The 13,386-nt window shown below is 44.9% G+C and carries 7 protein-coding genes; all 7 read left to right on the forward strand.

All coding sequences use genetic code 11. The features are described 5' to 3' along the window. Nucleotides 1–73 precede the first annotated feature (73 nt). Nucleotides 74–4,003: a fibronectin type III domain-containing protein gene (locus tag DHW03_RS02190; RefSeq protein ID WP_109924107.1), complete on the forward strand. Its 3,930-nt coding sequence runs from the start codon at nt 74–76 to the stop codon at nt 4,001–4,003. 710 nt (nt 4,004–4,713) lie between these two features. After that, nucleotides 4,714–6,459 (forward strand): porin family protein, encoded by a 1,746-nt coding sequence (locus DHW03_RS02200; RefSeq protein ID WP_133248486.1) that lies wholly within the window; start codon nt 4,714–4,716, stop codon nt 6,457–6,459. Then, nucleotides 6,460–11,952, forward strand: a complete 5,493-nt coding sequence (locus DHW03_RS02205; RefSeq protein WP_109924110.1) for a fibronectin type III domain-containing protein — start codon at nt 6,460–6,462, stop codon at nt 11,950–11,952. Next, a complete protein-coding gene (locus DHW03_RS02210) occupies nt 11,936–12,424 on the forward strand; it encodes a hypothetical protein (RefSeq protein WP_109924111.1) in 489 nt (162 codons plus the stop codon). The genes DHW03_RS02205 and DHW03_RS02210 overlap by 17 nt, the downstream gene beginning before the upstream one ends. An 87-nt stretch (nt 12,425–12,511) precedes the next feature. Then, the gene (locus DHW03_RS02215) at nt 12,512–12,727 is read left to right on the forward strand and encodes a hypothetical protein (RefSeq protein ID WP_109924112.1); all 216 of its coding nucleotides are present in this window, start codon (nt 12,512–12,514) and stop codon (nt 12,725–12,727) included. Nucleotides 12,728–12,737: 10 nt separating this feature from the next. After that, nucleotides 12,738–12,917, forward strand: a complete 180-nt coding sequence (locus DHW03_RS02220) for a hypothetical protein (RefSeq protein WP_133248487.1) — start codon at nt 12,738–12,740, stop codon at nt 12,915–12,917. A gap of 2 nt (nt 12,918–12,919) precedes the next feature. Then, nucleotides 12,920–13,297, forward strand: a complete 378-nt coding sequence (locus tag DHW03_RS02225) for a hypothetical protein (RefSeq protein WP_109924114.1) — start codon at nt 12,920–12,922, stop codon at nt 13,295–13,297. The last annotated feature ends 89 nt before the right edge of the window (nt 13,298–13,386 follow it).

Consider the following 13,386-nt stretch of genomic DNA (forward strand, 5'->3'; position numbering starts at 1 on the left):
CATAGTAGGTTTTTTAACTATTTGGCATTATTTTTTAATGAAGCGGCTGGGTTGAAACGCTAGCTTAAATCATTTGAAAAAAACGCCACTCAAACATTTCTTTTTCTGGAGTCGATTTGGTGTTTTTTTGCTAGAAAAGATATCAGATACGCAAGTTTCCACATCTCGATTTGGCTGCAATTGTATTTCAGCAATTTTGTTGCTGATTGCCTTAACCTTTGGCTTTGCCAGCAGAACTACGGCCCAACAGGTTTCGCCCGTGCTCGCCAATACCCAAGTGAACCCGCCTTACAGCTCCTACCTGAGCGACTATGCAGCATCGGGATCTACCAAGTTGCAGGTGAACCTGTTCCTAAAAGATTTAACCAAGACCAATTATGCCTGCCGGCTCCGCATCAAGATCGAAGGCTTCGGCATCACCATACAGAGCAAGAACGATTTCAGTGTACCCGCCATCCTGTTGAACGGGGGCGAGCTGAGCGTGATCAGCGGAGCAGACCTTGAGCCCTACCTCAATCCACAGAACCTCGTGTTCCAAGGACTGAGCCAGAGCGAATTTGCCCGTAGCGGGGGCAAGCTGCCCGAGGGCATCTATCGTTTTACGGTAGAGGTGATCGATTATTACCGCAAGAGCCTGGTGTCCAATTCCGCACTTTCGGTGGTCTCCATATTTCTGGCCTATCCGCCCATCATCAACCAGCCCCTAAACCAGAGCAAGGTTAACCCCTTGGACCCCCAAAATGTCGTCTTTCAATGGACACCGAGAAGCACCGGCTCCATCAACTCCGCCTACAACATTGCCTATAAGTTCAGGCTGGTGGAGATCGTTCCCGCCAACCGCGACCCGAACGATGCCATAAGAACCTCCAAGCCACTCTACGAAACCTATACGGACCAGACCGTACTGGTTTATGGACTGACCGAGCCCCCCCTCACGCCCGGCAACAGTTATGCCGTACAGGTGCAGGCCGTAGAGGCCGAGGGCAGGGACCTCTTTATCAACAATGGCAACAGCGAGGTAGTGAAGTTTACCTATGGCGACAAGTGCGCCAGCCCCACCAATATCCTCGCCGAACTATCGGGGATGACCTCGATCAGGGTGAGCTGGAATGCCGATCCCCTACAGCAGGCCTTTAGCATCCGCTACCGCGAATTGAACAAGCCCGGTGCACAATGGTTCGAGCAGGAGGTGCTTACCCCAAGCTACCTGATCCAAGGACTGCGCTCCTCTACCAAATATGAGTTTCAGGTAAAGGCGCAATGCAGCTATGGTTATGGCGACTATTCGGAGCTGCAGACCTTCGATGTACCGGATGAGACCCTCTCGAAGGGCGACTTTGTATGCGGCAAGGTGGAAACGCTTTCTGCAGAGGAAAAGGGCGAGCCCCTTCCCGCATTGTCTAGGAACATGATCTTCTTCGCTGGCAAGTTTCCCGTAGTGGTTACCGAGGCCAGCGGCTCTAACGGCAAGTTCAGCGGAACGGGAACCGTTGGCGTACCCTTTCTGAACGCCCTGAGCTTCAAGGTGGAGTTCAGGGACATCAGGGTGAACATCAATCTTAAGCTGACCGATGGAAAAGTGGTCTTTGCGCGTCAAACGCTGGAAGAATCGATCGACCAGGTGATTGCGAGCATCACGGTAAAGCCAGATGCCGATGGGAACGTGGATGCCGTTTCGGCAAAGGGCCTGCCCACCATAGTAGATGCGGCCATGGTTTGGCCGGGGCCACTGCCGGTTTACGATGCCAAGGCCAAGACGGTGAAGTTCAGTGCCTCGGTTGATGGGGGTACCCCAAAGGAGATCACCATCAAGCTTAAGGAAGGGCAACCGCCCTTGGTATTCCAGGACAAGAACGACGAGACCTTCAGTGTGGACAAGGACGGCGCGGTCAAGCATCTGGGCAAGATCCCGCCCAAAGAACTTTTGGCCGGGGGCAGCAGCACCAGCTATGCCGTGAACACCGACAAGGCCAGGGTAGATTTCCTTGCGCCCAACCAAAAGTATGGCTTGGATGCCTATCAGCCAGAACTGGGCGGGAATGCGAGTTACGCCTCCAGCTACCAGACCCTGAGCGATGAGGGCAAGGGCAAGCCCAAATATTACGTATCCCAAAAATCGGTAGAGAGTCAGCAGGCAGAAGAGATACAGGCCAAGATCACGATTACCGACAAAAACCTATCGGCCGATAGACTGGAGTTCAAGACCGCTAGTGGCGAGAAACTGAGTGCAACGCAGAAAGACGGTATCTATACCATCAACATCATAGGCGCCCTGCCGAACAACGATAAGGAGATTTACGCCTACCACCCCGATGCCGCCAAGGGAGGAGCAAACATCGGCAAGCTGAACATCAGTGCATTTGGCAAGATCAGCAAGAAGGTGGTCCTGGTACCGGTAAACGGCAATGGAAGATTGCTGAGTGCCTCATCCACACAACAGCGCCTGAACAGGATATACAGTCAGGCGGTGGTGGAATGGCAGGTAGAGGTTGCCGAAAGTTTCGATGCCCAGAATACCGCCTTCAATGACTTGGAAACGGCCAACAGCAATGTGATGAGCGCCTACACCGACGGACAGAAGGCCCTGATCAAAGCCTATCGCCAAAGCCACAAGCTGGAAAATGGCACCTATTACATCTTTCTGGTGAATAGCCTGAGCGACGGCAGCGCAGGATATATGGTACGTGGCGGACAGGTGGGCTTTGTAGCCACCAGCAAGGGCGACTTGGAACGTACGGTAGCGCATGAGCTGGGGCACGGAGCCTTCATGCTACAGCACACCTGGGACAATCCCGGTTTTAAGCAGGGCCAAACCCAGAACCTGATGGACTACAATGGCGGCACCGAGCTTTGGTACAGCCAGTGGAAGTACATGCGCAACCCAGATTTGATTTTTAGACCGTTTGAAGGGGATGATGAGGGGGCTTATGAAACCGATGGACACTATTCTACGGTGTACTTGGTTTCACTAATGTTGGGAATGAGTAAAGATAAAGCCAAAGAATTAGCTACAGCTACCGAAGCTCCTGATACAAGAGTTCATAGTTCATTGGATTACGACTTGAATCAGACTTGGATTTATCCCATTGTACAACAACAAACACATTCTTTAACAGGCGGTTTTCATGGGGTCGAGGAATTCATAACAGCGTTAAAAATTCTATATACCCCCAACGGCAATGTCAAAGAAATAGGAGAGCTTTTGCATAGGTATGGCGATACGTATGCACATACTAAATTCGATAATATCAAACCTAATGATATTGATAGTTATGAATTAAAAGATGCAGACTCCACTGTTGTTAATTTAGCTATTGATAGTTGGAAAGGTAAGGGAGCATTAGGTATAGCAAAAAGAGTTGAGCCGTGGATTCAGTACTTCAATTACTACACAAAGAAATACGGTCTACAATTTCTAACAGATGAAAGTTTACAGAAACGACACTTACACAATAAAACAATAGAGCAGGTAATGCGTGATGTTTATTTAATAAAACCAACAGATAAATTTAGGATGTATGGTAGAGACTTTTTTACATTTAATCATTTTATTTCCGATGGAGGATACCCAGATTTGATTTATATGCGCCCTGATTGGTACTTAAGTTATGTTAAAAATCTATCCTGGATAATTGCTAAAAAATATAATCTAGACGAATCAAAGTTAGATTTAAATGTTTTCAATAAAATGATTGATTTTGCAAAATCAGAGAGGGCCTCACTAAAAGGAATAATTGATTATGAAATAGCAAAGAAACTCGGTGCTCAAGAAGTTTATATTCCTATTTTTTATGCAAAGTCATATATGTTGATTGCAATGGCTGATGCCAAATGGCTAACAGATTATAGTGCTATAGCAAAAAAAGCCCTTGCGCTAACTCAAAAATACATATTAATGGACGGAAGAAAAGATGTGGTAGGATCATTAGAAGTTTCGATTAAAATGAAAAATAATCGGTCAGATTCTTTCAAAACTAATGGATTTAAAATTTCATTTAAATAATGCGTAATGGTTGATTTTTTAAGTTGGGAGGACAATCTTAAGGGTTTAGGTATTGTTTCTCTGATTTACCTGTTGACTTTTTTTGTGAGGAAAGAAACCTTATTGAGAAAGATTTTATTGACCTCGCTAAGAGTGATGATTATATTAAGTATTTTGTTTTCAATACATTTTATATATCTGGTATCCCTGTATCCGAGATATACAGGATGTGGTCATTTGTTTGGAATTGTTTTTTCAATGGTCGAGATTTGTTTAAATCTTACTGTGGTTAGCTTTATAAGTTTGAGGCAAAATAGACACTCCTTTCATAATTGGTTGTTAAAATTGTCGATATTCAATTGTCTAAGTATATTCTTTCTTTTAATGTGGGGTGCAAATTTTTATTCTTGTAAAGGAATATCTATCTCCGATAAATTTATAATTATTGGCTATTTTGTTTTTAGTGTGGTTTTGACTGTTTTTCTAATAAAAAAAATACTACCAAAATTGTATTAGTTCCAGTTTAAGATCTTCCATGCTAAAGAACCAATATTGAAATTCCTCATCGGGGAATTTTGTCTTCATGTTGGGTAAATAATTACTCGATAAAGCAATTATTTGATATGTTCTTTTTATTAAGTTTCTAATATTCAATGTTTTAATAATTTATATTTACTTGGCACTGTTATTTTAACCTGTAGTCGTTAGGCTAAATCCCTTTCGTAATACAATTGAAGAAAACGCTGCTCAAACCTATTTTTTTCTCGATTCTTTACTGTGCCCTTTTGATCCAGGCACCATTATGCCTGTATGCCCAGAAATTCGATGCCATCGGCAAATCGAAGCCATTGACCATTTCGGGTGGGGTTTCAACCAATCAGATCGCTTATTTTGCATCGGGTATAACCGATCGGAGGTCGCCTTACAATTTTTTCGTTTCCGGTAATTTGAACATCGATCTGTACGGATGGAGCGTGCCTTTGGGTTTTACCTATTCCAACCAGAGCAAGGGTGCCTTTCAACAGCCATTCAACCAATATGGTCTTACCCCAACTTATAAATGGATTACCGGTCATGTTGGGTACAGCAGCATGTCCTTCTCAAATTATACCATGAGCGGCCATCTGTTCTTGGGGGTTGGCGCCGATCTCGCTCCCTCAGGTCCTTTCAAGGTGAGCCTGATGTACGGGCGTTTGCAGAAAGAGGTTATCGTGGATGGCGATCTAACCTCCGGCATCGAGCCCGCATACAGGCGGATGGGCTATGGGATCAAGGCCTCTTACGCCAAGAACAAGGACAATTTCGACCTGATCATATTCAAGGCCAAAGATAACATCGGCTCGAACCCAAGCATGCCTGTCAATGGATCGGTAACGCCACAGGACAACCTCGTAGTCGGCTTGAACACCACCAAGGCCCTGTTCAAAAAGATATTGCTGAACGCAGAATTCGCCGCCAGTGCACTCACCAGAAACCAGACCGCGGCAAGGGACAGTACGGGGAGCAACAAGGTGCCCAATCTGGGCTTTCTCCTAAGATCAAACAGTTCTACGGCCTTCTACACCGCCTATAAGCTCGGTTTGGCCTATACAGAGAAAAAATACACGGTAGGATTGGGCTACGAGCGCATTGCCCCAGAGTATAAAACCCTGGGTGCCTATTACGCCGCAAACGATTTTGAGAACATCACGGCGAACGTCACCACGCGCTTGCTCAAAGAAAAACTGAGCTTGGCCGTGAATGCCGGTGTGCAGCATGATGATTTGCGAAAATCCAAGCAGAGCAGCATGAAACGGTTCGTGGGTGCCCTGAACGCAACCTACCAGGCCAGCAAGAAACTCAATTTCAATGGCAGTTACTCCAACTTCCAGTCCTTTGTAAACATACGCTCCAACTTCAACCAGGTAAATGCCTTAACGCCCTATGATAATCTGGATACCCTCAACTACACACAGATTACCCAGAACATCAATGTGAGCAGCACCTACTCATTGAGCCAGAGCAAAGAGAAAAACCAGGTGATCACAACAAACGTTTCGTTCATGACCTCTGCCGACAAGCAGGGTGGTAATGTACAGCAAAGCGGCGGTCAGTTCTACAACATCAACGCAAGTTACAGCCTGGGCCTTGTACCAAAGAACATCTCTTTTACCGCAGGCATCAACGCAAACAAGAACAGCGTCGGCGCCATCCGCACCAGCACTTTTGGACCAACAATCGGTATAAACAAAGCCTTTTTCGATAAAAAACTGAGGTCATCATTCAGCGCCTCCCTAAACAGGAGTTATGCAAATGGCGCAGTAAACAGCAGCATCATCAATTTCAGGCTCACAAACAGCTATGTGGTCAAGAAAAAGCACAATCTAAACTTAAGCATGGTAGCCTTGAATCGCGCATCGGTAGCTACATCGCAGAGCGCCAGTTCGAAAAGCTTCTCGGAGTTTACCACCACGCTAGGCTATAATTATAATTTTTAAATGGAGCAGATGACAAGGATTATGATGGAAAGACATGAATGGAAGCTTGAAGAATTTGGGCTTGATGAACAATCCCACACGATTGGTTGTAAATCTTCAAAAAGCTCGCTTCGTTCTTTCAGATCTTGGCTATGTTTTTTCAGCCTGATTGCCATAAGCTTTGGCTTTGCCAGCAGAACTACGGCCCAACAGGTTTCGCCCGTGCTCGCCAATACCCAGGTGAACCCGCCATACAGTTCCTACCTGAGCGACTATGCAGCATCGGGTTCTACCAAGTTGCAGGTGAACCTGTTCCTGAAAGATTTAACCAAGACCAATTATGCCTGCCGCCTCCGCATCAAGATCGAAGGCTTCGGCATCACCATACAGAGCAAGAACGATTTCAGTGTAGCCGCCATCCTGTTGAACGGTGGCGAGCTGAGCGTGATCAGCGGAGCAGACCTGGAGCCCTACCTCAATCCACAGAACCTCGTGTTCCAAGGACTGAGCCAGAGCGAATTTGCCCGTAACGGGGGCAAGCTGCCCGAGGGCATCTATCGTTTTACGGTAGAGGTGATCGATTACTACCGGAAGAGTCTGGTCTCCAATTCCGCACTTTCGGTGGTCTCCATCTTTTTGGCCTATCCGCCCATCATCAACCAGCCCCTAAACCAGGGCAAGGTTAACCCCTTGGACCCCCAAAATGTCGTCTTTCAATGGACACCAAGAAGTACCGGCTCCATCAACTCCGCCTACAACATCGCCTACAGGTTCAGGCTAGTAGAAATCGTTCCCGCCAACCGCGACCCGAACGATGCCATAAGAACCTCCAAGCCCCTTTACGAAACCTATACCGACCAGACCGTACTGGTTTATGGACTGACCGAGCCCGCCCTCACGCCCGGCAACAGTTATGCCGTACAGGTGCAGGCGGTAGAGGCCGAGGGCAGGGACCTCTTTATCAACAATGGCAACAGCGAGGTAGTGAAGTTTACCTATGGCGACAAGTGCGCCAGCCCCACCAATATCCTCGCCGAACTATCGGGGATGACCTCAATCAAGGTGAGCTGGAATGCCGACCCCCTACAGCAGGCCTTTAGCATCCGCTACCGCGAATCGAACAAGCCCGGTGCACAATGGTTCGAGCAGGAGGTGTTTACCCCAAGCTACCTGATCCAAGGACTGCGCTCCTCTACCAAATATGAGTTTCAGGTAAAGGCGCAATGTACCTATGGTTATGGCGACTATTCGGAGCTTCAGACCTTCGATGTACCGGATGAGACCCTCTCGAAGGGCGACTTTGTTTGCGGCAAGGTGGAAACGCTTTCTGCAGAGGAAAAGGGCGAGGCCCTTCCTGCATTGTTTAGGAACATGATCTTCTTCGCCGGCAAGTTTCCCGTAGTGGTTACCGAGGCCAGCGGCTCTAACGGCAAGTTCAGCGGAAAGGGAACCGTTGGCGTACCCTTTCTGAACGCCCTGAGCTTCAAGGTCGAGTTCAAGGACATCAGGGTGAACATCAAGCTTAAGCTTACCGATGGAAAAGTGGTCTTTGCGCGTCAAACGCTGGAAGAATCGATCGACCAGGTGATTGCGAGCATCACGGTAAAGCCAGATGCCGATGGGAACGTGGATGCCGTTTCGGCAAAGGGGTTGCCCACCATAGTAGATGCCGCCATGGTATGGCCAGGGCCACTGCCCGTTTACGATGCCAAGGCCAAGACGGTGAAGTTCAGTGCCTCGGTTGATGGGGGTACCCCAAAGGAGATCACCATCAAACTGAAGGAAGGGCAACCGCCCTTGGTATTCCAGGACAAGAATAACGAAACCTTCAATGTAGACAAGGACGGCGTGGTTAAGCATCTGGGCAAGATCCCTCCCAAAGAACTTTTGGCCGGGGGCAGCAGCACCAGCTATGCCGTGAACACCGACAAGGCCAGGGTAGATTTCCTTGCGCCCAACCAAAAGTATGGCTTGGATGCCTATCAGCCAGAACTGGGCGGGAATGCGAGTTACGCCTCCAGCTACCAGACCCTGAGCGATGAGGGCAAGGGCAAGCCCAAATATTACGTATCCCAAAAATCGGTAGAGAGTCAGCAGGCAGAAGAGATACAGGCCAAGATCACGATTACCGACAAAAACCTATCGGCCGATAGACTGGAGTTCAAGACCGCTAGTGGCGAGAAACTGAGTGCAACGCAGAAAGACGGTATCTATACCATCAACATCATAGGCGCCCTGCCGAACAACGATAAGGAGATTTACGCCTACCACCCCGATGCCGCCAAGGGAGGGGCAAACATCGGCAAGCTGAACATCAGTGCGTTTGGCAAGATCAGCAAGAAGGTGGTTCTGATACCGGTAAACGGCAACGAAAGCTCGCTAAGCGCCTCATCCATACAACAGCGCCTGAACAAGATATACAGTCAGGCGGTGGTAGAATGGCAGGTAGAATTAGCCGATAATTTCGATGCCCAGAATACCGCCTTCGATGACTTGGAAACGGCCAACAGCAGTGTGATGAGCGCCTACACCAATGGACAGAAGGCCCTGATCAAAGCCTATCGGCAAAGCCACAAGCTGGAAAACGGCACCTATTACATCTTTTTGGTGAAGAGACTGAGCGACGGCAGCGCAGGATATATGGTACGTGGCGGACAGGTGGGCTTTGTAGCCACCAGCAAGGGCGACCTGGAACGTACGATAGCGCATGAGCTGGGGCACGGAGCCTTCATGCTCCAGCACACCTGGGACAATCCCGGTTTTAAGCAAGACCAAACCCAGAACCTGATGGACTACAATGGCGGCACCGAACTTTGGTACAGCCAGTGGAAGTACATGCGCAACCCAGATTTGATTTTTAGGCCTTTTGAAGGGGACGATGAGGGGGCGGGGGCGAGTAGTGCAATGGCCGTACAGGATTTATTTTTACCATATGCATCTACAGATACCATAACATTGTCGTCGGGCGCTAAAGTAATCTTTAAAGATGGAGTAATTTGGAAGAAGTCAAGTGGAAACAATTATGTCATAACATATCAGGGCACTGAAATTGTCTATAAGGCGTTCAAAAATTCCATTACCAATGAATTTTTAGGGTTTTATCCGATTGATAAGCTATCCGATTCTACTATAAGTAATGGCGTAAAAATATATGGTAAGCTTGTCCAGGCAAATTATCTCGATAAGGGGCTTTACAGTGTAATATATCAATATCAGAAGGAACATACCAAAGATTTCTTCAAGCTCCTTGCTCAACGAACAGACATAACCAAGGAACAAGCTGAGCAAATTGCGCTTCTACTCGAAGCCATGAGCCCCGAACAATTCAAGGTTTTTGAAGCCCAAGGTGGTTCTGGTTCAAACAAATGTGGATACCTTGATTTAAATATTCCGGGGGTTGACTATAGCAAGTGCTGGGGCCCACTGATAGAATCGCTTAAACGTTTCCTAAATGGAACAGTCAAGTTAAACACAGAAATAATAGCGCTGGTAAAATCAGAAAAGATTGACAAAGCACTAATAAACGAAAAGTTTTCGCAGCTAAAGTCCAATAATTATCTTGGGTTTACTGCAAGCGAGAAACAATGGTTGCTATCCTATTTGGCATGTGGCAACCTCACCTCGTTAAATAACAAGGAAGATTACGCACTTAAACTTATCGAAAATACAGAGGAAACAGAAGTAGATGAACTTATTTCGGTTCTAAAACTAAAACCTCTAAGCCTCAACGACAAACAGCTCCGAGCCCAATACAGCGATAGGATATTGCTGTACACACTTGATAAAAATATCGATGGCTACAACTATAAGCTCTTGGCCGCTGCTCTAAGAAATCTACTGTTGAAAAGCTCCGATATGGAAGCGAAACTGAAAGAGGTAACCACAAATCTTCAAGAAAGAATGTTTGTTTTAGGAGTTGGTGGTCAACAAAACTTTGTTGGGCAGATAACCCTGGCCGATGTTAGCTGGACTGATGGTGATAAGCTAAGTATAGTTAGAGAGGAAACCATAAAGGGGGAAAAACAGGTATACGTCTCCATGGGAAGCATGGCTGGGGGGTACTACACCACAGAGCCATTCAACTATACCAACAAGCTGGCTGCGATAGAGCTAGATCCCTTTGCATTAGTGGCCATCGTCAACTTCACCAACAACAGTGAAATATTGAACGCCATTGAAATGGGTAGGGAACCGACTGAGGGTGGAATGGTAGTTTATGCACCTGCCTGCTTCTTGAAGTTTGCCGATAAAAAACTGACGAACGAGGCTGTTCAAAACAGAATCCTAACCACTACTTTCATTGCATTAGACGTTCTTACTTTCGTAAAGGGCGTTCCGGCTTTCTCAGCAATTCGAACAGCCACATTAGCAGGCGAAATAAGAAAAGAGTTAGCCGCATTAAGGTACGCTTATAAGGTGTTGGAAATGGGAAACGCTGTAGGCAACATAGGCCTCAACCTTACTAGCCCAGCACTGCAAGATGCCTCCTTTAAGGAAATAGTAGATGCCAGTAACTATCTCCTCTTAGCCATAAATGCAAAAGATATTGTTAAGGGAACAGCTACTGGTCTATCATCAGTTTATAACGCCTCAAAACAAGCCTTGCAGAGCGGAAAAAACCTGATAAAAAAGCAGATTTTAGCTAGATTTGTAGCGGCAATTATAGATAATGAGGCCAAGCTTTATGCATTACGACAACAAGCCAATCTTGATGCTCAAGTAGCACGTGAGCTTGATCAACTTGCTGCTGTAAGGCAGTTGGTTGAAAAAGAGGGAAAAGCAGCATATGGTGAGATAGATTGGAATGAGGCAGTAAGTAGTGCTAGAAAAGGGCTGATTGCGGCTGGGAGTTTAGTTTTTAAAGGTGACATAGGAAAAATTTATGCTGTATTCATAAATGCTGGATATAGACAAGAAAGAGTTGGGGATGTCATAAAGTTATTTTCAAAAGAGAATAAATTAGTCGCTGAGGTTTCGGAGAAAAGTATCCGTTTTAAATACCAAGGCTGGGGAAAAGACATTATTACAAACTCAGACAGAACAACAACTTGTATTGCTAAATTTGATGATTTATTAGACGCTCCTGGTTCTAAATGGATAAAATATGATTTACCTGAAGGAAGCTTCGGCAGGGGGCAATTAAACAAAGGAGGAATTAATATTTTAGATGTAGATGACGAAACTTTTCTGAAATTGAAAGACCGGGCTTCTGATTTATTGAAAAATAAAGGTATTGTCAATCCAAGTAACAATCAAATAATAACAGAAGCAAATGAAATATTTTGGAGTGAATATAATCTTCCTTTCTTGGAGCAAGCGTTTGCGAGAGGCGATGATATTAGGCTATTGTCCGAGCCTCAAACCTTATTTAGTTCCATAGGTTTTTATCAAAGGGAGATTGAGGTTATTAACGTAGGGTGGACCAAACCGGACGGTACCTTCATTCAGCCTCTCAAGTCCAGATATAACTATAAATTTAACGATATTACCAAGACTTATGAAAAAATTAGATAATATCAATAGTGTCACTTTCAACGACGATAAATTATACTTTGATGGCGTCCCTGTAGAGATCGGGACAGATATAGATAAATGGTACGAAAACTATAGCAACTTGGAACTTATTCTAAAACCGTCAGAATATGATATTAGACGGCGGTATAATTATTTTTCTAAGATTGACAGTTTGGAACTCTGTATTTTTGATGGTATTCTAGATAGAATAACCATTTACCCCTACCAGTTTCAAAGTAGCCCGTATTTCAAAGGTGATATATACATTTTTGATAAAAAATTAGAATTACCTTTTAAATCTGATGATATCGAGCAATATTTTCCAAGTATAATTGTTGATCCTAAAGGTTATTTCAATAGGTTTAAACCCAGAGAATCAATAAGCTATCCAGTAAGCAATACTGTTAAGATAGAAATATCTATTGGCAGAGACCCTGCGTTAGTTGGAAGTCTATCACTAAAGGCTATTTGAATAATTAACTTTTTTACTCTATTTTCCTCCCCCTCGCTGGCGCACGCGTGTCGCGTGTGAAAACATAAACCAAAATTAAAAACAACAATGAGTAGTAAATATAAATTCAATAACAAACAGTTTTGCCAGCACAACAACAAGCCTATAGAATTATGGAATGCGAGTGTTATCGATCAGAAAGCAGATTATCTACACAATAATCCCGTTGCTTCCGGTTTGGTAAATGAGGCTTGGCATTGGAAATATAGTAGCGCAATAGATTATAGTGGAGGCACGGGTCTAATTGAAATTCAATATTTATGATGGTTTTAAAATGCACACGCGGCACTCGTGCGCCAGAGAGGAAACTGAACAAATCTGTAAAGACATAGAAGAAAATTTAAAAAAAATTAGTGGATACAGAACTGGTGTCGGAAAAGAATTTACATTTAGAGTATGGACACAGCCAGAATATGAAACTATTGTAAAAGCAACAGCACATAAATTATTTTAAATATGGAAAAAAAAATAGTCTATGATTTTTGGGGGGATTGTGAAATAAAATCTAACTGGAAAATCGAAAATTTAGCTGAAATTATATCTGCAAAACTGTTTGGAAATGCTCCTTTTATATATGGGGAACATAGTATTTGGGAAGAAATACCCTCTATGTATATAGAGAGAAATATTTTTGGTATGCTTGTCATATTTGGAGGATATGGAGGAGAAAGTGGTTACACTCTGAGAGTTCAACCATATGGAGACTTTGGGCGATATTTACATACAAATAAAATAGAGAATGAAGGAATAAATTTAGACATGTACCTATATCATTTGCTCAAACAAAGTTTAAAAGGTCATTCCGAAATTCAAATCATTGAGCCTAAGATTTAGGAGGATCCCTCGCTAGCGCACGTGTGTCGCCTTTGAAAGCAATAAACCGAGATAAAACAAACAAATGAGTAGTAAATATAACTTCAATA

The sequence above is a fragment of the Pedobacter yonginensis genome (assembly GCF_003173595.1).
GTDB classification, from domain to species: Bacteria; Bacteroidota; Bacteroidia; order Sphingobacteriales; family Sphingobacteriaceae; genus Pedobacter; species Pedobacter yonginense.

What these genes read in the sequence shown, in the direction of transcription:
- DHW03_RS02205 (WP_109924110.1), top strand. Translation starts at nt 6,460, where the DNA reads ATGGAGCAGATGACAAGGATTATGATGGAAAGACATGAATGGAAGCTT.
- DHW03_RS02210 (WP_109924111.1), top strand. Translation starts at nt 11,936, where the DNA reads ATGAAAAAATTAGATAATATCAATAGTGTCACTTTCAACGACGATAAA.
- DHW03_RS02220 (WP_133248487.1), top strand. Translation starts at nt 12,738, where the DNA reads ATGCACACGCGGCACTCGTGCGCCAGAGAGGAAACTGAACAAATCTGT.
- DHW03_RS02225 (WP_109924114.1), top strand. Translation starts at nt 12,920, where the DNA reads ATGGAAAAAAAAATAGTCTATGATTTTTGGGGGGATTGTGAAATAAAA.
- DHW03_RS02215 (WP_109924112.1), top strand. Translation starts at nt 12,512, where the DNA reads ATGAGTAGTAAATATAAATTCAATAACAAACAGTTTTGCCAGCACAAC.